General features: G+C 75.0%; 22 protein-coding genes. 7 read left to right on the top strand and 15 right to left on the bottom strand.

What is annotated here, in order from left to right; translation table 11 throughout:
• Positions 1-38: 38 nt before the first annotated feature.
• Both ACGFX4_RS13535 and ACGFX4_RS13530 read right to left on the bottom strand, forming a co-directional pair.
• Positions 39-1049, bottom strand: coding sequence for a hypothetical protein (locus ACGFX4_RS13535; protein ID WP_393072857.1), 1011 nt, complete (start codon positions 1047-1049; stop codon positions 39-41).
• A 43-nt stretch (positions 1050-1092) separates the two neighbouring features.
• Positions 1093-2316 carry an NAD(P)/FAD-dependent oxidoreductase gene (locus ACGFX4_RS13530; RefSeq protein WP_393072855.1) on the bottom strand — a complete coding sequence of 408 codons (1224 nt, stop codon included), beginning with the start codon at positions 2314-2316 and terminating at the stop codon, positions 1093-1095.
• 166 nt (positions 2317-2482) lie between these two features.
• Here ACGFX4_RS13530 and ACGFX4_RS13525 point away from each other — a divergent pair, with 166 nt between their 5' ends.
• Positions 2483-3253: a VOC family protein gene (locus tag ACGFX4_RS13525; protein ID WP_393072853.1), complete on the top strand. Its 771-nt coding sequence runs from the start codon at positions 2483-2485 to the stop codon at positions 3251-3253.
• A gap of 195 nt (positions 3254-3448) precedes the next feature.
• Here the strand turns inward: ACGFX4_RS13525 and ACGFX4_RS13520 are convergent, their stop codons facing one another.
• Positions 3449-4288, bottom strand: coding sequence for a DUF2470 domain-containing protein (locus tag ACGFX4_RS13520; protein WP_393072851.1), 840 nt, complete (start codon positions 4286-4288; stop codon positions 3449-3451).
• A gap of 84 nt (positions 4289-4372) precedes the next feature.
• Positions 4373-4984 carry a TetR/AcrR family transcriptional regulator gene (locus ACGFX4_RS13515; RefSeq protein ID WP_393072849.1) on the bottom strand — a complete coding sequence of 204 codons (612 nt, stop codon included), beginning with the start codon at positions 4982-4984 and terminating at the stop codon, positions 4373-4375.
• 115 nt (positions 4985-5099) lie between these two features.
• On the opposite strand from ACGFX4_RS13515, the gene ACGFX4_RS13510 reads away from it, so the two are divergent.
• Genes ACGFX4_RS13510 through ACGFX4_RS13500 form a run of 3 tightly spaced genes read left to right on the top strand, consistent with a single transcriptional unit; the run spans position 5100 to position 7637 of the window.
• On the top strand, positions 5100-5855 hold the full coding sequence (locus ACGFX4_RS13510; RefSeq protein ID WP_393072847.1) for an SDR family oxidoreductase: 756 nt from the start codon (positions 5100-5102) through the stop codon (positions 5853-5855).
• A gap of 31 nt (positions 5856-5886) precedes the next feature.
• A complete protein-coding gene (locus ACGFX4_RS13505; RefSeq protein ID WP_393072845.1) occupies positions 5887-6672 on the top strand; it encodes an SDR family oxidoreductase in 786 nt (261 codons plus the stop codon).
• Positions 6669-7637 carry an NADPH:quinone oxidoreductase family protein gene (locus ACGFX4_RS13500; protein ID WP_393072843.1) on the top strand — a complete coding sequence of 323 codons (969 nt, stop codon included), beginning with the start codon at positions 6669-6671 and terminating at the stop codon, positions 7635-7637. Before ACGFX4_RS13505 ends, ACGFX4_RS13500 begins: the two co-directional genes overlap by 4 nt.
• A 57-nt stretch (positions 7638-7694) precedes the next feature.
• Here ACGFX4_RS13500 and ACGFX4_RS13495 read toward each other — a convergent pair whose 3' ends face one another.
• The 4 genes from ACGFX4_RS13495 to ACGFX4_RS13480 form a co-directional block, all read right to left on the bottom strand.
• Complete coding sequence (locus ACGFX4_RS13495; RefSeq protein ID WP_393072841.1) at positions 7695-8927, bottom strand: acyl-CoA dehydrogenase family protein; 1233 nt, start codon at positions 8925-8927, stop codon at positions 7695-7697.
• 3 nt (positions 8928-8930) lie between these two features.
• On the bottom strand, positions 8931-10001 hold the full coding sequence (locus ACGFX4_RS13490; protein WP_393072839.1) for a phosphotransferase family protein: 1071 nt from the start codon (positions 9999-10001) through the stop codon (positions 8931-8933).
• A gap of 91 nt (positions 10002-10092) precedes the next feature.
• Positions 10093-11745 carry an APC family permease gene (locus tag ACGFX4_RS13485; RefSeq protein ID WP_393072837.1) on the bottom strand — a complete coding sequence of 551 codons (1653 nt, stop codon included), beginning with the start codon at positions 11743-11745 and terminating at the stop codon, positions 10093-10095.
• Positions 11746-12052: 307 nt separating this feature from the next.
• A complete protein-coding gene (locus tag ACGFX4_RS13480) occupies positions 12053-12655 on the bottom strand; it encodes a hypothetical protein (RefSeq protein ID WP_393072835.1) in 603 nt (200 codons plus the stop codon).
• A gap of 216 nt (positions 12656-12871) precedes the next feature.
• Here ACGFX4_RS13480 and ACGFX4_RS13475 point away from each other — a divergent pair, with 216 nt between their 5' ends.
• Positions 12872-13819 carry an ABC transporter ATP-binding protein gene (locus ACGFX4_RS13475; RefSeq protein ID WP_393072833.1) on the top strand — a complete coding sequence of 316 codons (948 nt, stop codon included), beginning with the start codon at positions 12872-12874 and terminating at the stop codon, positions 13817-13819.
• Positions 13816-14646, top strand: coding sequence for an ABC transporter permease (locus tag ACGFX4_RS13470; RefSeq protein ID WP_393072831.1), 831 nt, complete (start codon positions 13816-13818; stop codon positions 14644-14646). Before ACGFX4_RS13475 ends, ACGFX4_RS13470 begins: the two co-directional genes overlap by 4 nt.
• Positions 14647-14686: 40 nt before the next feature.
• Here the strand turns inward: ACGFX4_RS13470 and ACGFX4_RS13465 are convergent, their stop codons facing one another.
• The 5 genes from ACGFX4_RS13465 to ACGFX4_RS13445 form a co-directional block, all read right to left on the bottom strand.
• Positions 14687-14986 carry a hypothetical protein gene (locus tag ACGFX4_RS13465; protein WP_393072829.1) on the bottom strand — a complete coding sequence of 100 codons (300 nt, stop codon included), beginning with the start codon at positions 14984-14986 and terminating at the stop codon, positions 14687-14689.
• A complete protein-coding gene (locus tag ACGFX4_RS13460) occupies positions 14983-15564 on the bottom strand; it encodes a hypothetical protein (RefSeq protein WP_393072827.1) in 582 nt (193 codons plus the stop codon). Before ACGFX4_RS13460 ends, ACGFX4_RS13465 begins: the two co-directional genes overlap by 4 nt.
• Before the next feature lie 90 nt (positions 15565-15654).
• Entirely contained in the window at positions 15655-16686 is a 1032-nt protein-coding gene (locus ACGFX4_RS13455) for an NAD(P)/FAD-dependent oxidoreductase (RefSeq protein WP_393072825.1), read from the bottom strand.
• Positions 16683-17201 carry an isoprenylcysteine carboxyl methyltransferase family protein gene (locus ACGFX4_RS13450; protein ID WP_393072823.1) on the bottom strand — a complete coding sequence of 173 codons (519 nt, stop codon included), beginning with the start codon at positions 17199-17201 and terminating at the stop codon, positions 16683-16685. The genes ACGFX4_RS13455 and ACGFX4_RS13450 overlap by 4 nt, the downstream gene beginning before the upstream one ends.
• Positions 17202-17207: 6 nt before the next feature.
• Positions 17208-18269, bottom strand: coding sequence for a type III polyketide synthase (locus tag ACGFX4_RS13445; RefSeq protein ID WP_393072821.1), 1062 nt, complete (start codon positions 18267-18269; stop codon positions 17208-17210).
• 326 nt (positions 18270-18595) lie between these two features.
• Between ACGFX4_RS13445 and ACGFX4_RS13440 the strand changes: the two genes are divergently transcribed.
• Complete coding sequence (locus tag ACGFX4_RS13440) at positions 18596-19351, top strand: UbiA family prenyltransferase (protein WP_393072819.1); 756 nt, start codon at positions 18596-18598, stop codon at positions 19349-19351.
• A gap of 19 nt (positions 19352-19370) precedes the next feature.
• On the opposite strand, the gene ACGFX4_RS13435 is transcribed toward ACGFX4_RS13440, so the two are convergent.
• Positions 19371-19796, bottom strand: a complete 426-nt coding sequence (locus ACGFX4_RS13435) for a hypothetical protein (RefSeq protein WP_393072817.1) — start codon at positions 19794-19796, stop codon at positions 19371-19373.
• Positions 19793-20467, bottom strand: coding sequence for a DUF6313 family protein (locus ACGFX4_RS13430; RefSeq protein WP_393072816.1), 675 nt, complete (start codon positions 20465-20467; stop codon positions 19793-19795). Before ACGFX4_RS13430 ends, ACGFX4_RS13435 begins: the two co-directional genes overlap by 4 nt.
• Positions 20468-20681: the final 214 nt, after the last annotated feature.

Raw genomic sequence — 20681 nt, 5'->3', positions numbered from 1 at the left:
CCGGACGGGTCGGCCCGGGCCGTGCGACCGTCCCCGGGTCAGTGGCCGGGGAGGCGGTTGTCGGCGGCGAGGATGTTTCCGTGCTCCGGTGCGCCGGTCAGGCGGCGCAGGTCGCCGACGGCGGGGTCGGAGATCGAGACCGTCAGGGTGTACGGCGGCTGCCCGGTGACCGTGCCGTTCGGGTCGGCCGGCGGGACCAGCCGCTGCTGGACCGCGTGGCCGTCGAAGCCGGGGCAGAGTGCCTCGACCGGCAGGGTCACGGTGGCGGAACCGCCGTTGTCCGGGCCGACCCGGACCGTCCCGCCCCGGCCGCGCGGGGTCGTGTCGCTGACCGTGACCGGCAGGTGGTGCGCTCCGCCGACCAGCCCGTCCGGGCCCTCGATCTCCACGGCCACGCCTTCCGGGCCGAGCGGCGCGGAGAGCTCCAGCAGGTGGTGGGAGCCCGCACCGAGCAGGAGGGCGAAGGTGTAGTGCCCCGGGTCGTCGCCGCCGAGCGACATGAAGCCGTACGAGCCGAGTTGCAGCTCCGGGCCGGCCGCGGCCTCGTCCTGCTCGGCGTACCCGACGGGCACCGGCGCGGCGGTGGACGGCAGGGGGAAGTGGTGGAAGTCCTTCTGCCCGCAGTGGCTGCCGTCGGAGACGCCGCCGCCGGGCAGCGGGACGTCGGCCGTCGGGCGCGGCGAGGCCTGGGCGGCCCGGTCCCGCAGCCCGGCCAGGCCGTTGATCAGGCCGAGCTGCGGGCCGGCCAGCACGGTCAGCGCGGTCACCGCGACCACCACGGCCGCCAGCACCACCTGCCACGGCCTGGCCCGGCGCCGCCGGCCGAGGTCCGCGGCCGGGCGGACGTCCGTCGGCGACCAGCGGCGGCCGCCCGGGTCGACCGGGGGCTCGACCCGCCAGCGGGCGGTGAGCATCCGGGTGCGGGCCGAGGGCTCCTGAACGGCGGCGCCGCGGACGAACGACTCGTCGAGGACGAGCCCGTCGAACGGGTCGCCGTCCGGCTCGGGCCGCCCGTCGGGACGCGGATCCGGATCATCGGCTATCGGCACCGCGCCAGTATGCCCGCAGCCCCCGACAGGCCCGCACGCGGTGTCAGGAGACCCCGTCCGCCAGGTCGGTGAGCGGGACGGCCGGGTCGGCGAGGCGTCCGGCGTCGACCGGTCGGCCGGAGCGGCACAGCGCGCGGATCGGGTCGACGACGTCCCAGACGTTGACGTTCATCCCGGCCAGCACCCGGCCGTCGGCGGCCAGCCAGAAGGCGATGAACTCCCGGCCCGCGACGTCGCCGCGGAACACCACCCGGTCGTAGCCGCCGGGCTCGGCGTAGCCGGTGTACTCCATGCCGAGGTCGTACTGGTCGGTGAAGAAGTACGGCACCCGGTCGTACACCGCGTCCAGGCCGAGCATCGACCTCGCGGCGACCGCGGGCTGGTTGAGCGCGTTCGCCCAGTGCTCCACCCGGATCGGCCGGCCGTACAGCGGGTGGAAGGCGTTGGCGACGTCGCCCGCGGCGAACACGTCCGGGTGCGAGGTGCGCAGGTGCTCGTCGGTGCGGACGCCGTTGTCCACCGCCAGGCCGGCGGCCTCCGCCAGCCCGGTGTCGGGGGAGATGCCGACACCGACCACCACCGCGTCGGCGGGCACCGCGGTGCCGTCGCCCAGCAGCACCGCGTCCGGCCGGATCTCCGCGACCTGGACGCCGAAGCGCAGGTCCACGCCGTGGGCCCGGTGCAGGTCCGCGAAGACCTGCGCCACCTCGCGGCCGAGCACCCGCAGCAGCGGCAGCTCCGCCGCCTCCAGCACGGTGACCTCGCAGTCCGCCGCCCGGGCCGCGGCCGCCGCCTCCAGCCCGATCCAGCCCGCGCCGACGATCACCACCCGGGCGCCCGGCCGGAACGCGGCGCGCAGCCGGTCGCTGTCCTCCACCCGGCGCAGGTACAGCACGTGCTCGGCGTCCCCGCCCGGCACCGGGATCCGGCGCGGCGAGGAGCCGGTCGCCAGCAGCAGCCGGGCGAAGCCGAGCCGCTCGCCGCCCGCCAGGGCGACCGTCCGGGCGGCCGGGTCGACGGCGGTCACGGTGGTGGACAGCCGCAGGTCCACGTCGTGCTCGCGGTACCAGTCCGCCGGGTGGACGAAGATCTTCTCCCGCCCGGCCCTGCCCAGCAGGTAGTCCTTGGACAGCGGCGGCCGCTCGTACGGGCGCTCGCCCTCCTCGCCGATCAGCACCACCGGCCCCGCGTGGCCCTCCGCGCGCAGCGCCTCGGCGGCCTTGGCGCCCGCCAGGCTCGCCCCCACGATCACGAACGCGTCATCCATGCCGTCTCTCCTTCCCCGGGTCGCCGCCCCGACGCCCTCCCCGACCTTCGCACCCGCGACCGCCCACCCGGACGAGCCGCGCCAGGGGCGGATGTCGTGCCCACCCGATCGGAACCTGAACACCTAGGCTGGGCGGGAGCCAGTGACCTCGGAAGGAGACGGCTGGATGGGTGAGCAGACGGCCAGGGTGCGCTGTGTTCCGGCCGCGCCGTGCTGGGTCAGCCTGATGGCCCGTGACCTGGAGACCGCCAAGGCGTTCTACGGGCCGCTGCTGGGCTGGGAGTTCGTCCCCGGTCCGGACCGCTGGGGGCCCTACCTGCGGGCCGCGGTCGAGGGCGTCGAGGTCGCCGGGATCGGCGTGGTCGCCGGCGACTGGCAGCCCCCCGTCGCCTGGACCACCTACTTCGGCACCGAGAGCGCCGACACCGCCGCGGAGGGCGTCCGCGAGCGGGGCGGCACCCTGGGCGTCGGCCCGCTCGCCTTCGACGCCGGACGGCTGGTGCTCGCCGCCGACCCGGCCGGGGCCGCGTTCGGCATCTGGGAGGGCGAACCCGGCGACGACAGCTGGACGGCCACCCCGGGCGCACCCGTCTGGATCGAACTGCGCACCGGCGACCCGTTCGCCGCCGCGCTGTTCTACGGCGAGGTGTTCCGCTGGGACGGCCGCGACCCCTCGCACTTCGAGGTCCGGTACGAGCACGAGCGGGTCGTGCTGCGCTCCGAGGGCCGCAGCGTCGCCGCGCTGCACACGGCGAAGGACGTGGCGCCGCACTGGGAGGTGTTCTTCTCCGTCGCCGACACCGACGCCGCCGTCCGCCGGGCCACCGAGCTCGGCGGCCGCGCCGCCGGCGGGACCACCGACACCCCGTACGGCCGGGTCGCCCGCCTGGCCGACCCCGAGGGCGGTCTCTTCTCGGTCATCGGCCCCGCACTCTGACCCCTCCGGGGCCCGGTCCCGTCGGCGCGTGCGTCCGGCCGCCGCGCCGTCGACCGCTCCGCGGGACCGCCCGGCGGGCTTCGGGTGTCCGGTTCGGCCGGAGGCCCGGTGGCACGCCCGCGGGGGCGGAGGGCAGGCCGCGCGGCCTTGCGGCCTCGGCCCCCGTGCAGCCGTCGCCCGGGGCCGGCGGCTCGGTCAGCCGGTCTGGTGGGCGAAGAGGCGGTGCAGGGCCTCGGGGAGGTCGTCCGGGCCGGTGACCGGGTGGTGGAACTCGAAGCGGGCGTCGAGCATCGGCCCGTCCGGGCCGGCGCCGAGGAGGCGCACGCGCAGGCCGTGCCGGTCGAGCGCGACCGGCCGGACGTCGGCCAGCTGGTGGGCGGCCAGGTCGCGGGCGGCCGACGGGTGGGCGAGGGCCTGCGCGCCGAGCGCGTACAGCTGGTCGGCGTGGGCGGTGGCGAGGTGCTGGAGCAGTCCGGCCTCCTCGCCCGCGACCGGGTCGGGGGCGGCGCCGGCGAGCAGCGCCGGGTCGACGCAGCACTCGCTGCCCCAGAGGTCGTCGACGGCGAGGTGGTCGGGGTGGAGGTGGAGCACGGCCCGCCCGGTGGGGGAGTGGCGGGGGAAGTGCGCGGCGATCCGTTCCCGGGAGTCGGCCGGGGCGAGGGCGAGCCGTCCCTGGACGTGGACGCGGCCGCGGATGCGGTGGGGGACGGCGACGGGGGCGACGTCGACCGCCTCCAGTTCGGCGACGGGCCGCTGGTCGTGGGAGAGGGCGGCGACGGCGGCGATCCGGTAGAGCGGCGAGTCGGTGTCGACGAGGACGGCGACCGTGCCGTCGGGCAGGACGGTGCAGGCGACCAGCGGCGAGATGCCGGGCCGGGCGGTGAGGTCGACGCCGGGCACGTCGAGCACCACGGAGGAGGCGAACTCCAGCAGGGTGCGGGCCCGTTCGGCGGCGGCCGGGACGGGCGCGGCGCGTCGGCGGGCGGGTCGCGTCGCGACGCGGGCGGCGACGGACTGGTGGTCGGCGTCGGGCATCCAGGCCTCCTCGATCAGGTAAGGCGAGGCTAACCTAAGTCGAGAGTCCTTGGGAAGTGGCGGCGGCCGCGCGCCGCGCGGAGCTCAGGCCTCGGCCCCCAGCATGCGCAGCACCAGCACCCCGTACCGCCGCCCGAGCTCCTCCGGCGACTCGCTGCTGCGGTCGGTGTACCAGCGGGCGACGTCCACGCCGAGCGAGGTGACCGCGCGGGCGGCGGTCCGCAGGTCGGGGACCTTGAAGGCGCCCGCCTCGACGCCGCGCGCGATGATCCGCTGCACGGTCTCCTCGATCCGGATCCGCAGCGCGGCGACGGCCGTGAAGTCCTCCTCGGGCAGCGCGTGCAGCTCGTTGTTGACGATCCGTCCGACGGTGTGGCCGCGGGCGTGCCAGCGGGTGAACTCCTCGACCAGGGTGCGCATCTGGGCCACCGGGTCGTCGCCGCCGGCCTCCGCGCGCTCGACCAGGTCGAGGGTGGCCTGGTGGCCGGTGCGGGAGATCTCGGCCAGCAGGGCGGCCTTCGACGGGTAGTGGATGTAGAGCGCGGCCGGGCTCATCCCGGCGGCGGTGGCGATGTCGCGGGTGGTGGTGGCGTGGAACCCGCGCCGGGCGAAGGAGTCGACCGCGGCCAGCAGCAGCCGCCGCGCCGCCTCGGTGCTCTCCCCGGGCCACAGGTCGGCGGTGGCTTGCTCGCTCATGGGCCCAATCCTCGCAGATCCGTCGCGACCGGCCGGTGCCGGGCTGTTGACAGTGTGGCCCCGCACCAAGATGCTGAGCAAGCGCTTAGTCAGCCTCATAGTGAAAGGTCCGGCGATGACCCTCTCCTTCAAGGGCCAGGTGGCCGTGGTCACCGGAGCCAGCCGTGGCATCGGCCTCGGCATCGCCCGCGAACTCGTCCAGCGCGGCGCCAAGGTCTGCGTCACCGCCCGCGGCGCCGAGCCGCTGGCGGAGGCCGTCCGCGAGCTCGGCGGCCCCGACCACGCGATCGCCGTCGCCGGCCGCGCCGACGACGCCGCGCACCAGGAGGAGGCGGTCGCCCGCACCATGGAGGCGTTCGGCCGGCTCGACCTGCTGGTCAACAACACCGGCATCAACCCCTCGTACGGCCCGATCCTGGACACCGACCCGGACGCCGCCGCCAAGATCTTCGCGGTCAACGTGCTCGCCCCGCTCGCCTGGACCCGCAGGGCCCGCGACGCGTGGATGGGCGAGCACGGCGGCGCCGTCGTCAACGTCGCCTCGGTCGCCGGCCTGCGCGCCTCCCAGGGCATCGGCATGTACGGCGTCTCCAAGGCCGCCCTGATCCGCCTCACCACCGAGCTCGCCGTCGACCTCGGCCCCGGCATCCGGGTCAACGCGGTCGCCCCCGCCGTGGTGAAGACCAAGTTCGCCGAGGCGCTGTACGAGGGCCGCGAGGAGAAGGTCGCGGCCGCCTACCCGCTGCGCCGCCTCGGCCTGCCCGAGGACATCGCGGGCGCCGTCGCCTTCCTGCTCTCGCCGGAGGCCGGCTGGATCACCGGCCAGACCCTCGTCCTGGACGGCGGCCTCACCCTCGGCGGCGGGCTGTGACCGGCCCGGCCGGCCGCGAGGAGGCCGGACGATGAACGCCTTCACCGGACAGGGCGCCGTGGTCACCGGCGCCGGCCACGGCATCGGCGCGGCGTTGGCGACCGCCCTGGCGGCGGCCGGTGCCCGGGTCGTGGTCAACGACCTGGACGCCGACGCGGCCCGCGAGGTCGCCGAGTCGATCGGCGGCGTGGCGGTCCCCGGCGACGCCGCGAGCGAGGAGGGCGTCGCCGACCTGGTCGCCGCCGCCCGCCACGCCCTCGGCACCGTCGACCTGTACTGCGCCAACGCCGGCGTCGGCCCGTCCGGCGGCCCGGACGCCGATCCCAAGGTCTGGGAACTCTGCTGGGACGTCAACGTGCTGGCCCACGTCCGGGCCAGCCGCCTGCTGCTCCCGGACTGGCTGGAGCGCGGCCGCGGCCGCTTCCTGTCCACCGTCTCCGCGGCGGGCATGCTCACCATGCTCGGCTCGGCGCCCTACTCGGTCACCAAGCACGCGGCCCTCGCCTACGCCGAATGGCTCTCCGCCACCTACCGGCACCGCGGCATCAAGGTCCACGCGCTGTGCCCGCAGGGCGTCCGCACCCGGATGCTGGACTCCACCGGCGAGGCGGGCAAGGTGCTGCTCATCCCCACCGCCATCGAACCGGCGCAGGTCGCCGAGGCGGCCCTCGACGCGATGGCCGCCGACCGCTTCCTGATCCTGCCGCACCCCGAGGTCGCCGACTACTACGCGGCCCGCGCCACCACCCCGGACCGCTGGCTGGACGGCATGAGCCGCCTCCAGCAGGCCATCGACAGCCGCGAGGAGTCCGCATGAGGGCCTGGCAGGTCACCGAACTCGGCGAGCCCGACCGGGTCATGCGGCTGGCCGAGGAGGTCGCCGAACCCGTCGCCCGCGACGGGCAGGTGCTGGTCCGGGTCCGGGCCGCCGCGGTCAACTTCCCGGACGCGCTGATGGTCCGCGGCCACTACCAGGTCCGCCCGCCGCTGCCGTTCACCCCCGGCGTCGAGCTCTGCGGCGAGATCGCCGACGGGCCGCGCCGCGGCGAACGCGTCCTCGGCACCGCCGCCGTCCCCGCCGGGGCCTTCGCCGAGTACGCCCTGATGGACGCCGCCGGCGCCTTCCCCGCGCCCGACGCCCTCGACGACGCCGAGGCCGCCGCCCTGCACATCGCCTACCAGACCGCCTGGTTCGGCCTGCACCGCCGGGCCGCGCTGCGCCCCGGCGAGACCCTGCTGGTGCACGCCGCCGCAGGCGGGGTCGGCAGTGCCGCCGTCCAGCTCGGCAAAGCCGCCGGGGCGACCGTGATCGGCGTCGTCGGCGGCCCGGAGAAGGCCGCCGTCGCCCGCGGGCTGGGCGCCGACCTGGTGATCGACCGGCACGGCGAGGACTTCGTGGCCGCCGTCCGCGCCGCCACCGGAGGGCGCGGCGCCGACGTGGTCTTCGACCCGGTCGGCGGCGACGCGTACACCGGCTCCACCAAGTGCATCGCCTTCGAGGGCCGGATCCTGGTCGTCGGCTTCGCCGGCGGCACCATCCCCGCGCCGGGCCTCAACCACGCCCTGGTGAAGAACTACGCCATCCTCGGCCTGCACTGGGGCCTCTACAACACCCACGACCCGGCGGCCGTCGCCCACTGCCACCGCGAGCTCACCGCGCTGGCCGCCAAGGGCGTCGTCAAACCCCTGGTCAGCGCCCGCCACCCGATGGCCGGAGCCGCCTCGGCCGTCCAGGCGGTCGCCGACGGCACCACCACCGGGCGGCTGGCGATCGTCCCGTAGGAACGCGTCAGGGGCGCGGGGAACCGAACCGGTTCCCCGCGCCCCTTCGTGCCGCGGTCAGCCGAGGTGGCGCTTGAGCTCCCGGCGGGCCAGCGAGCGCTTGTGCACCTCGTCCGGGCCGTCGGCCAGGCGCAGGGTGCGGTTGCCGGCCCAGAGCTGGGCGAGCGCGGTGTCCTGGCTGACGCCGGCCGCGCCGTGCGCCTGGACGGCCTTGTCGAGGATCCACTCGACCGTCGCCGGGACGGCGATCTTGATCGCCTGGATCTCGGTGTGCGCGCCCCGGTTGCCGACGGTGTCCATCAGCCAGGCGGTCTTGAGCACCAGCAGCCGGGCCTGCTCGATCCGGACCCGCGCCTCGGCGATCCAGTCCTGCACCACGCCCTGCTCGGCGAGCGGCCTGCCGAACGCCACCCGCTCGACGACCCGGCGGCACATCAGCTCCAGCGCCCGTTCGGCGACGCCGATCGCCCGCATGCAGTGGTGGATCCGCCCCGGCCCGAGGCGCGCCTGGGCGATGGCGAAGCCCGAGCCCTCGTCGCCGATCAGGTGGCCGGCCGGCACCCGGACGTCCTCGAAGAGGATCTCCGCGTGGCCGCCGTGGTCCTCGTCCGGGTAGCCGAAGACGGTCATCCCGCGCACCACCGTCACCCCGGGGGTGTCGCGCGGCACCAGGATCATCGACTGCTGCCGGTGCGCGGGCGCGGCCGGGTCGGTCTTGCCCATCACGATCAGGATCCGGCAGTCCGGGTTCATCGCCCCGGTGATGTACCACTTGCGGCCGTTGACCACGTACTCGTCGCCGTCGCGCTCGATCCGGGTGGTGATGTTGGTGGCGTCCGAGGAGGCGACGTCCGGCTCGGTCATCGCGAAGGCGGAGCGGATCTCACCGGCGAGCAGCGGCTCCAGCCACTGCTTCTTCTGCTCCTCGCTGCCGAACTGGGCGAGCAGCTCCATGTTGCCGGTGTCGGGCGCGGCGCAGTTGAGCGCGGGCGGCGCGAGCAGCACGGAGCGCCCGGTGATCTCGGCGAGCGGCGCGTACTGCAGGTTGGTCAGCCCCGCGCCCTCCTCCCCGGGCAGGCTGTGCTTGTCCACGAAGAACAGGTTCCACAGGCCGCGGGCCCTCGCCGCCGCCTTCAGTTCGCCGATCACCGCCGGGACGGTCCACGGTTCCCGGGCGGGGTCGGCGAGTTGGGCGGCGAGCACCGGCTCGGCCGGGTACACGGACTCGTCCATGAAGGCGAGCAGCCGGCCGCGCAGCTCCTCGGTGCGGGCGTCGTACGAGAAGTCCACGGTTCAGCTCTCCTTGAGTGATTCCAGTCCGAACTGCACGAAGGCGGGCACCAGTTCGCCGATCCGGTCGAAGCCGGCGCCGACCGTGCCGCCCTGGCTGTGGCGGTAGTGGATGCCCTCCAGCACCACCGCGAGCTTGAACGAGGCGAAGCCGGTGTACCAGCCGAGCCCGGAGACGTCCCGGCCGGACAGCTCGGCGTAGCGCCGGACGAGTTCGGCGGCCGAGGGGAAGCCGGGGGCGAGCGCCGCGCCGGGCAGCACGCCGTCGAAGCGCCGGGCCAGCTCGGTGTACATCACCAGCAGGCCGACGTCGGTCAGCGGGTCGCCGAGGGTGGACATCTCCCAGTCCAGCACCGCCCGGATCCGGTCGTCCGGGCCGACGAGGACGTTGTCGAGCCGGTAGTCGCCGTGCACCAGGGTGGGCGCGGGCGAGGCCGGCAGGGCCTCGGCGAGCCGCGCGGCGAGGGCGTCGAGCCCGGCCACCTCGCGCGAGCGGCTGGCGTCCAGCTGCTTGCCCCAGCGGCGCAGTTGGCGCTCCAGGAAGCCCTCGGGCCGGCCGAAGTCCGCCAGGCCGACCGCGTCGGGGTCGACGGAGTGCAGCTCGACCAGGGTGTCCACCAGGTGCAGGCCGAGGGCGTGGGTCCGCTCCGGGCCGAGGGCGGCGAGCTCGTCGGCGTCGCGGTGCGCGGTGCCGGGGACGTACCGCATCAGGTAGAAGGGTGCGCCGATCGGCTCGGTGTCCTCGACCAGCAGCAGCGGCTCGGGGACCGGCACGGCGGACGGGTGGAGCGCGGCCAGCACCCGGTACTCGCGGGCCATGTCGTGGGCGGTGGCGAGCACGTGGCCGAGCGGCGGGCGGCGGAGCACCCAGCGGTGCTCGCCGTCCTCCAGCAGGTAGGTGAGGTTGGACCGGCCGCCCTCGAAGAGGCGGGCCCGCAGGGGGCCGGTGACGGTACCGGGCAGGTCGGCGTCGAGCCGGGCCCGCAGCCGGTCGAGGTCGAGGCCGGGCGGGGTGTCGGGCACGGGGGTCCTCCTCGCGGGGGTGAAAAGCGTGACTAAGCGCTTGCTTAGCATAGGCGGAGGAGCCCCGGGGCGGAAGAACGGAAACGGGGCCCGACCGGTCCGGTACCGGTCGGGCCCCGCTCGGCGGTGCTGGTCCAGGGGGTCAGTGACCGCCCTCGTCGACCACCTCGACGTCCTCGATGTTGCGCTGGATCGCCTCGGCGGGCAGCGCCACCCGGGTCGCCCAGGCGTAGACGGCCACCGAGAAGGCGGTGACGGCGGCGATGTCCCAGCCCAGCGGCAGGTTGCCGGTGCCGTCGCCGAAGCCGCCCTGCCAGGAGATCAGGCCCATGCCGACCAGGTAGACCGGCAGCCACTGGGCGGCCCGCCACTCCAGCTTCGGCGCGTTCGGCAGGCCCTTGCGGATGGCGTACGCCGCGTAGCTGCCGAGCAGCAGGTAGCCGATCAGGATGGCGACCGCCAGGCGGGAGAGGGTGTGCCAGCCGGCCCAGTAGATGATCAGACTGGAGACCACGAACGCCAGCGGGGCGATCAGGCCGCCGCCGGGCAGGCGGTACGGGCGCTCGTGGGCGGGCAGCCGGCGGCGCAGCGCGCCGAAGGCGAGCGGGGCGCCGGCGTACATCAGCACGCTCGCGGAGACGATGAAGCCGACCAGCTCCTGCCAGCTCGGGAAGGGCAGGAAGCAGACCACGCCGGTGACGAAGGAGATGGTCAGGCCGAACCACGGCACGCCGCGCTTGTCGATCCGCTCGAACAGCTGCGGGGCGTAGCCGTTCTTGGAGAGGCCGTAGGAGATCCGCGAGGTGGAGGTGGTGTAGATCAGGCCGGTGCCGCCCGGGGAGACGATCGCGTCGAAGTACAGCACCCAGGCCAGCCAGCCCAGGCCGACCAGGGTCGCCAGGCCGGCGAACGGGCCGCTGATGCCCGGGAAGTCGAGGTTGCCCCAGCCGTTGACGAAGGAGCTGACCGGCAGTGCGCCGATGAAGACCACCTGCAGGCCGACGTAGATCAGGGTGCCGATGGCGACCGAGCCGAGCACCGCGCGCGGGATGTCGCGCTTGGGGTTCTTGCTCTCGCCGGCCAGCTGGATGGCCTGCTCGAAGCCGAGCAGGGCGAAGATGATGCCGCTCGCGCTGACCGCGCTCAGCACGCCCTTGACGCCGAACGGCGCGAAGCCGTGCGAGGTGAAGTTGGAGCCGTGGAAGTTGGTGACCGCGAGCACCAGGATGGTGCCGAGCGGCACGGCGATCTTCAGCCAGGTGGTGATCGAGTTGGTGTGGCTCAGCACCCGGACGCCGAGGAAGTTGACCGCGACGAAGATCGCCATCAGGAACACCGCGACCACGAAGCCGCTGGTGGTGAGGGTGCCGTTGTCGTTCAGGAAGCCCTTGGCGAACTCCCAGTGGCCGGCGTAGCCGATCATCGCCTCGACCTCGATCGGCGCGACGGTGGCCGCCTGCAGCCAGGAGAACCAGCCGAACGACATGCCGGCCAGGCCGCCGAAGGTGTAGTGCGGGTAGCGCGCGGTGCCGCCCGCCACCGGGAACATGCCGCCGAGCTCGGCGTGCACGAAGGCGAGCAGCACGATCGCGACCGCGCCGATGCCCCAGGAGATCATCGCGGCCGGGCCGGCCACGACGACGGCGTTCTTCGCGCCGTACAGCCAGCCGGAGCCGATGATCGACCCGACGGATGCCCAGAGGAGTCCGATCAGCCCGACCTCCCGGCGCAGCGAGCGCCCGGGCTTTCCGGTCGGTGGGGAGACTGAGGAGACCAGCTGGTCGACAGATGCCATGGGGGTAACAGGACCTCTCGGTGAGGGGCAGGGGTGCTGAGAGGTGCCCCACGCTAGGCAGCTGTCATGGCCCGGCAACAGTCCTCGAATCCGAATAGTTATATTCGGGCTCCCATTTTTGCAAAATCGAGATGCTTGGCATACGTGCAGGTCAGGGCAGGTTTCACGAGAATTTGAGCGTCACTTGAGGAATCCCCGCTGATTGCATCTATTCACGGTGGCGTGCATAAGAATGAAAGGAATCGGGCGGCGCCGCGCCGGTTACCGACGGGGACTATGTCTCACCATGCGGATGCATGACGTCTCGTCAGCCGCCGCGGACCGGGTCGCCGAGCGCGTTGACGGCGTACCAGACGCCCGCGTACTCCTCGCTCTCCTGGCCGGCCGTGTCACCGGAGACCCGGTCCGCCGCGCAGCGGTACAGCGGGTGGCCCTTGTAGAGCACCTGGGCCGTACCGTCACCGCGCTGCGCCGCCCCGAGCAGCCCCTCGTCCACCCCCGCGCCCGCCACCGGATCGCCCAGGGTGAGCAGCGCGGGCCACGCCTCGGCGCAATCCGAGGCGCAGGTCGAGCGGGTCGAGGAGTCGGCGCCGTACAGGTAGAGCGTGCGGCCCTGGTCGTCCACCAGGATCGGGCCGAGCCGGCCCACGCTGACCAGCGACACCACCGTGCCCGCGCCGGTCGCCGACGGCGAGGCGGACGGCGACGCCTGCGCAGCCGCGGACGCCGCGGCGGTCTGCGCGGCCTGGGCGGCCTGCGTCGCGGCCGCCGACGGGGAGACCGCGGACTGCTCCGGGCTCGGCGAGAGCGCCGGCAGCGGGGAAAGGGTCGGCGGCGGGGCGCACGCGCCGGCCGCGGCGGCCAGCAGGACGGCGGCGACCGGGACGGCGGAAGGACGGTACCGGGTCACGGGGACTCCTACGGACGGGAAGGGGTACGGGCGGTACTGCCTCCACTACCGCCCGGCACCGCCCGCCCGGCCACTCCAGGGGCCGCCCGGTCGGCGGATGGAGTGAGCCCGCTGCCCTGGATGGTCGACCCCGGCCGGTCCGGTCGACACTGGGCATGAGGCCCTGCCACCGTGACGAGGCCCCGCAGGAGCAGCCACGCGACAGGGGGTGCCCCGATGACCGCGCCCGCGATCCGGGTCGCCGGACTGACCAGGCGGTTCGGCGAGGTCACCGCACTCGACGCGATCGACTTCGCGGTGCCGGCCGGCACCGTCTTCGGCCTGCTCGGACCGAACGGCGCCGGCAAGACCACCGCGATCCGGATCCTCACCACGATCCTGCGGCCCACCGCGGGCCGCGCCGAGGTGCTCGGCCAGGACGTGGTCGCCGCCGCCCCCGCCGTCCGCCGGCTGATCGGCCTGGCCGGTCAGTACGCGGCCGTCGACGCCAACCTCACCGGCCGCGAGAACCTCCGGCTGATCGGCCGGCTCACCCGCCTCCCGGCCGATCGGCTCGCCCCGCGCGCCGCCGAACTGCTCGACCGCTTCGACCTCACGGGAGCCGCCGACCGGCCGGTCCGCACCTACTCCGGCGGCATGCGCCGCCGCCTCGACGTCGCCGCCGCGCTGGTCGCCGACCCGCCCGTGCTCTTCCTCGACGAACCCACCACCGGACTCGACCCGCAGAGCCGCACCGCCCTGTGGCAGCTGATCCGCGAACTCGTCGCCGACGGCACCACCGTCCTGCTCACCACCCAGTACCTGGAGGAGGCCGACCGGCTCGCCCACCGGGTCGCCGTCCTCGCCGAGGGCCGGGTGGTCGCCGACGACGCGCCCGGCGTCCTCAAGGCGCGGCTCGGCACCACCGTCATCGAACTCGGCATGGGCGAGGACCCGCGCGCCGCCCGCGCCGCCGACCTGGTCCGCGACCGCCTGCGGCTGGCCCCCGAACAGGAGGGCGCCCTCCTCCGGCTCGCCACCCCCGACGGCTCGCTGCTGCTGCTCGACCTGCTCCACCTGCTCGAGGGCGAGGCCCTCGCCCCGCGCACCATCGCCGTCCGCGAGGCCAGCCTGGACGACGTCTACCTCGCCCTCACCGGCCACCGCACCGGAGGCCCGACGTGACCGCGACCCCCCTGAAAGCCCGCACCGGTGCCGCCGTCGGCACCGAACCGCTCGGCGAACGGCTGCTCGCCCCCGTCCGCGACGGCCTCGCCGTCACCGGCCGCAACCTGATCGCCCTGCGCCGGGTGCCGCGGCTGCTGATCTTCTCCACCGTGCAGCCGATCGTCTTCGTGCTGATGTTCCGCTACGTCTTCGGCGGCGTCGTCGGCGCCGCCCTGCACGGCGTCCCGTACGTCGACTACCTGATGCCCGGGGTCTTCGTGCAGGTCGTCACCTTCGGCGCGGTCAACACCGCGATCGGACTCGCCACCGACCTGCAGACCGGCCTGATGGAGCGCTTCCGCTCCCTGCCGATGGCCCGCTCGGCGGTCCTCTCCGGCCGCACCACGGCCGACCTGGCCCGCAACGTCTTCGTCGTCCTGCTGATGACCGGCGTCGGCTTCGCTGTCGGGTTCCGGGTGCACACCGGCGTCTGGGGCTACCTCGGCGGGGCGCTGCTGGTCCTCGCCTTCGGCTTCGCGATGTCCTGGATCTTCGCGGTGGTCGGCCTCGCCGTCCGCGACCCCGAGACCGCGATGGCCGCGTCCTTCCCGGTGCTCGCGCCGCTGGTCTTCGCCTCGTCCGCGTTCGTCCCCGTCGCCACCATGCCCGGATGGCTCCAGGTGTTCGCCGAGCACCAGCCCGTCACCATCACCGCCGGCGCGGTCCGCGCCCTGATGCTCGGCGGCCCCGCGGCCGAGCAGGTCTGGCACGCCCTCGCCTGGGACGCCGGCATCGTCGCCGTCTTCGCCCCGCTGGGCGTCTGGCTCTACCGGCGGGCGGTCTGAGGGCTCTGAGAGCTCTGAGGGCGGAGGCCCGGTCCGGTCGCTATTCGGCGGGCGCCGGGGCCTCCGGGGCGTGGGGTTCGGGGGCGGCCGGCTCGGCGGACCAGACCGTACGGCCGCCCCCGCGCCAGCCCACCAGATCGGGATCGTCCAGGTCCGGATCGGCCACACCCGCCCGGCGGACGAACTCGGCGACGTCCTCCGCCGTGAACGCCTTGCCGACCGTCCGCCCGTAGATCTCCACCCGGCGGTACGGCTTGGCGCCGTGCGTCGGCGGCCGCACCACCACCGGCGGGTGGAAGATGTCCCCGCCGCCGGCGGTGCCGTCGCGTGAGTCATTCATGCATCCAGTGTCCCTCGATCCGGTCCGCTCCTCCCGGGCGGCGACGGATCGACCAGCAGCCGCGCCCGGTGCAGCGGCGGCGGCTCGCCCGGCAGCCGGGCCAGATGCCAGTAGATCCGCAGCACCGTGCGCAGGATCCCCCGCACCCTCACCAGCAGCAACGCCGCCAACGGCAGCTCCAGCAGCAGGGCGGTCAGCAACGCGGCCCGCAGGTCCCGGGTGCCCCACGACAGCAGCACGTCGAACCACGCGTCGCACAGCAGCAGCACCGCCGCCGCCTGCGCCCACGGCACCAGCAGCTGCCGGCGCCGCCAGCCGTACCACGCCGTCGCCGCCAGCGCGCACAGCAGCGCCACGTCGAAACCCACCCACGCCGCCCGCCACTGCCGCGACTCGTACCGCACCGGCAGGTTCGCCGCCAGGTAGCCGATCCACGGCAGCAGGACCGCGCAGCACACCAGCAGCAGCGTCAACCCGCGACGCCGCCGCCTGGCCGCCTTCCGCTCGTAGTCCGCCCCGAGCACCGCCGCCAGGTCGAGGTGCCCGCACCGGGGACACTCCGGGGGCTCCTCGGCCATGCACGCTCCTTCCGGGGAGAGCGACGGATACCAGCACTGGGGACCGCAGAGCCCGGCCCGTTCGGCCTCCGGCCGGGTCGGGGCGGTCGGTCACGCGAGCAGGTTCACCCCTGTGCGGAAGAGAGCCGGGAGGGCGGCTGCGGCGGGCACGATCCGGTCGGCGAGGAGCGTTCGGCGGCGGGCCCACAGCAGGGACTCCGTGAGCAGCCGGTAGTCCCGGCTCGCCCGGCGCCACGCGCGTTCGTACGCCTCCGGGCGCCCCGCGACCACGCACCGGACCAGCGCCTCGGCGGACGCCACCGCCACCGCCACGCCCTCGCCGGTCAGCGCGTCCACGTACCCCGCCGCGTCGCCGACCAGCAGCACCCGCCCCGCGACCCGCGCCGTCGCCCGCTGCCGCAGCGGCCCCGCGCCGCGGACCGCCGACACCGCCGCCGCCTCCGGCAGCCGCTCCACCAGCCGCGGGAACCGCGCCAGCTGCCGGTCGAACGGCGCCCGCTCGCCGCTCAGCACCGCCACCCCCACCACCCCGTCGGCGACAGGTGTCACGTACGCCTCCGCGTGGCGTGCCCAGTGCACCTCGACCAGGTCGCTCCACGGCGGGACGGCGTAGTGCCGGCGCAGCCCGTACCGGGCCGGCGGGCCGTCGCGCTGCGGCAGGTGCAGGCCGAGGGCGCGCCGCAGCGGCGAGTGCAGCCCGTCCGCCGCCACCGCGTGCCGCGCCGACAGCCCGCCGAGCCGCACCCCGGCGGCGTCCTGCTCGACCTCGGCCACCGCCCGGCCGCGGACGGTCCGGACGCCCAGCTCCGCCGCCCGCGCCGCCAGGGCCGCCTGCAGTTCGGTGCGGCGCACCCCGAGCCCCGGGCCGGCCGCGAACCGGGCCTCCGCGCACCGGGCGCCGTCCGCCTCGACGTAGCGGATCCCGTGGAAGGGCCGGCCGCGCAGCTCCACCCCCAGCTCCCGCAGCGGCCGGACGGCGGAGGGCATCAGCCCCTCGCCGCACGCCTTGTCCACCGGGGCGGGCCGCTGCTCCAGCACCACCGTCTCCAGGCCCGCCAGCGCCGCGTGGATGGCGGTCGCCAGCCCGGCCGGCCCGCCGCCGACCACCAGCAGGTCGATCACGCCGCCACCCGGCACAGCGTCAGCGCCCGCTCCTCGCAGCGCACCCGTACGGCCAGCAGCCACGCGTTCAGCACCGTGAAGCAGAACGCCGTCACCCACGCCGTGTGCACCAGCGGCAGCGCGAACCCCTCGACCACCACCGCCACGTAGTTGGGGTGGCCCAGCCACCGGTACGGTCCGGCGCCGACCAGCGGCAGCCCCGGAACCACGATCACCCGGGTGTTCCAGCGCGGCCCGAGGGTCGCGATGCACCACCAGCGCAGCGCCTGCGCGCCGAGCACCGCCGCCAGCATCGGCCAGCCCAGCCACGGCAGGAACGGCCGTTGGCCGAACCACACTTCGAGCAGGCAGCCGGCCAGCAGCCCGGTGTGCAGCAGCACCATCGGCGGGTAGTGGCCCCGCCCGTACTCGGTGCCGCCGCGCGCCAGGCTCCACGCCGCATTGCGCCGGGCCACCACGAGTTCGGCCAGCCGCTCCACGGCGACCAGCAGTACCAGCACGGTGTACGCGAGCATCGCCGACTACCAGCGCAGCAGCACGAGTTCGGACGCGAACCCGGGCCCGAGCGCCAGCATCAGCCCGTACCCGCCCGGCGGCGGTGGCGACTCGGCGGCCAGCGCGTCGCGCAGGATGTGCAGCACCGACGCGGACGACAGGTTGCCCACCGACGCGAGCGAGCGGCGGCTCAGGTCCAGTGCGGACGGCGGCAGTCCCAGTTCCTCCTGGAGCGCGTCCAGGACCCGCGGGCCGCCCGGATGGCAGATCCACGCCGCCACGTCGGCCGGCTTCAGGTCGTGCTCCGCCAGGAACGACGACACCTCCTCGCCGACGTGCAGCCGCACCAGCTCCGGCAGTTCGGCGCCGAGGACGATCCGGAAGCCCTCGTCGCCGATGTCCCAGCCCAGCAGCCGCTCGGTCCCCGGGTACAGCCGGCTGCGCGAGGCCACCACCTCCGGACCGGCCCCGGCGAACGCCGGATGCCGCGGGCCGGCCGCGAGCAGCGCGCCCGCGCCGTCGCCGAACAGTGCGGTGGCGACCAGGTTCGCCGTCGACCGGTCCTTGCGCTGCAGGGTGAGCGAGCACAACTCCGTCGCCAGCAGCAGGGCCACCCCGTCCGGGCGGCCCAGCAGGAAGTCGTGCAGGCGGCCGACCGCCGCCGCGCCCGCCGCACACCCCAGACCGAACACCGGCACCCGCCGGACGTCCGGCCGCAGACCCAGCCGGCCCGCGAGCCGCGCCTCGATCGACGGCGCCGCGATACCCGTCACCGAGGTCGACACCACCAGGTCCACCTCCGACGCCGCCACGCCCGACGCCGCCAGCACCTGCTCGACGGCCGCGCCGCCCAGCTCCAGCGCGGCCGCGATGAACGCGTCGTTCGCGGCGCCGAAACCGGCCAGCCCGGCGTACGCGTCCAGCGGCAACGCGAGGTGCCGGGTCGTCACCCCGGCCGCGCCGTACACCCGGTCCAGCACCGCCCGGTCCGCGCCCGGGGGCCGCAGCGCGGCCAGCGCATCCGCCAACTCGCCCTGCCCGTAACGGTGGGGCGGAAGGACCCCGCTCACTGCCGCGATCCGTGTCACCGGCCCAGAATAGGGAAGAACCCGACATCCACCCGCCAACCCACCCACACCGGGCGCGTCCCGCGCACGTCGTGCGCACCGCGCCGCATGCCCGATCGGGCTCGTACCTGCGGCGATCCCCGCAGGAGGCGGCCGCCGGCGCCGGTCGCTGCACGCCGCCGCTCCGCGGGTGCGGCCCGGCTCCGACGTGCGGCTCGTGTCCGTCGTGTCGGCGGGGGCGGCCGTCGGGGCGGCTCTAGCATCGGGGCGTGCCGAGCGTGAGTGTCGTGTCGCGGGCCGGGGTGTCCGGGTTGGTGCGGGCGTGTCATCCGTTGCCGGCGGCGGCGGTGACGGTGCTCGCCGGGGTGCTGGCCGCGGCGGTGGGGCGCGGGGCGGCGGGGACGGCGCTGGTGGTGGCGGCGGTCGGGGCGGGGCAGCTGTCGGTCGGTTGGAGCAACGACTGGATCGACGTGGCCCGTGACCGTACCGCCGGCCGGGTCGACAAGCCGTTGGCCGTCGGCGAGTTGCCGCCGCGGTCGGTGGCGGTGGCGGCGGGCTGTGCGCTGGTGCTGTGCGTGCTGCTGTCGCTGGCGAGCGGGTTGCTCGCCGGGTCCGCGCATCTGGTGGGCGTGGCCGCGGGGTGGGCGTACAACGTGCGGTTGAAGCGGACGGTGCTGTCCTGGCTGCCGTACGCGCTGGCGTTCGGCCTGTTGCCGGCGTTCGTGGTGCTCGGTCTGCCGGGTGGGCCGCGTCCGCCGGGCTGGGTGCTGGGGGCGGGGGCGCTGCTGGGTGCGGGCGCGCATTTCGCCAATGTGCTGCCGGATCTGGACGAGGACCGGGCGGCGGGCGTGCTGGGGCTGCCGCAGCGGCTGGGCCGGGTGGCCTCCGGGGTGGTGGCGGCCGTGCTGCTGACGGCCGCCACCGTGGTGCTCGCCGTGGGCCCGCCCGGTCCGCCGGGTCCGGCGGCGTGGGCGGCGCTGGCCGTGACGGTGCCGTTGGCGCTGGCGGCCGTGGTGGCTCCGCGCTCCCGGCTGCCGTTCGTGGCGGCGATCCTGGCCGCCGCGGTGGACGTGGCGCTGCTGGTCGGCACCGCGTTCGGCTGACCTGCAGGTCGGGGTACGGCTACAGGTCGGGTACGGAGCCCCGGCCGCCGCCGCCTTCGCCGTCGGGCCAGCGCGGTTCCTCCTGCGGTCGCGAGAGGTGGGGGAGCGGCTGCATGCCTTCGGTGCGGGACCAGGTGCGGTACTCGGCGGCCGTCGCCTCGCCGACGTGGCGGCGGTCCTCGGCGGGGCGGAAGGTCAGCGGGGGTTGGACCCGCTCGCCGAGTTCGCCGCGGTCGGCGCGTTCGCCCCGTTCGCCGGCGACTTCGAGCAGGTCGAGGATCAGCCGGTCGGTGAGCGGCCGGTCCAGGTGCTGGGCGACGTCCTCGGAGCCCCAGCGGATCACGGTCTCCGCGGCGCGGGTGAGCCCTTCGGTGCTGGCGGTGGGGAGGGCGAGCGCCAGGGTGGCGCGGACGATCTCGACGGCGTCCTCGGAGCGCACGGTCACCGCCTCCTCTCGCAGACGATGCAGTGTCCGGCGGTGCCGGCGACGGTGAGCACCAGCAGGCTGGTGTTCTGGGTCTGGCGCAGGCATTCGTGCCGGTCGAGGTGCGCGTACTGCTGGGTGGACATCAGGTCGCGGACGAAGACCTCCCAGTGGTCCTGGGCGCGGGCCCAGTCGTTGCGGTGGGCGATGCGCACCCACGCGTCGGCGAGGCCCTGTTGGGCGTGGGTGCCGTGGAAGTAGCCGGCGAGGTCGTCGATCAGGCCCGGGGGGCGCAGCCGCTGGACCAGGGTGCGGCGGCGGAAGATCGTCCGGGTGGAGATGGCCTTGACGCTGCTGATCCGCTGGGCGATGACGTGTCCGGCGAAGCCGCCGATGATGGCGGGCACCAGCAGCCAGCCGATCAGCGAGGCGATCCAGAGCAGGACGCTCTCGGGCGGGACGATCAGGGTGAACGTGCGGTAGACCTTGTCCGGGCCGGCGGCCCGGGCGGCGAACAGGTACAGCACGCCGAGCGTCGCGAGCATCGGCAGGCCCCAGTCGAGGATCCACTGGGTGACGCCGGTGAGGGCCTTGCGCGAGCGCCAGGTCCGCCGGATCCGGCGGGTCGCCGGTTGTCGCTGGTGCGGCAGTTTGAGATGGGTGGGGATCGGGATGGGTCCGCCGACGGGCAACTGCCCTCCTCCTGGTCCGCGTCGATGAACAGATCATCCACGCCGACCCGGGCCGACGGATCCTCCCCGGTGGGACCGTTACCGGATCCTGACCGTCCGTCAGAATCCTTGGGGCTAGATGTACTGACCACGGAGGTTGGTGACGGGGTTCACGGCGGTGTGATCTTGAAATGAGTGAGGGCCTTCTGGCCAGGTGTGGATTGCGACATCTGCA

The sequence above is a fragment of the Kitasatospora sp. NPDC048365 genome (assembly GCF_043200835.1).
Lineage (GTDB): Bacteria > Actinomycetota > Actinomycetes > Streptomycetales > Streptomycetaceae > Kitasatospora > Kitasatospora terrestris.
Note: the sequence above shows the minus strand (reverse complement) of the source record. Positions and strands in the feature narration are given on the sequence as shown.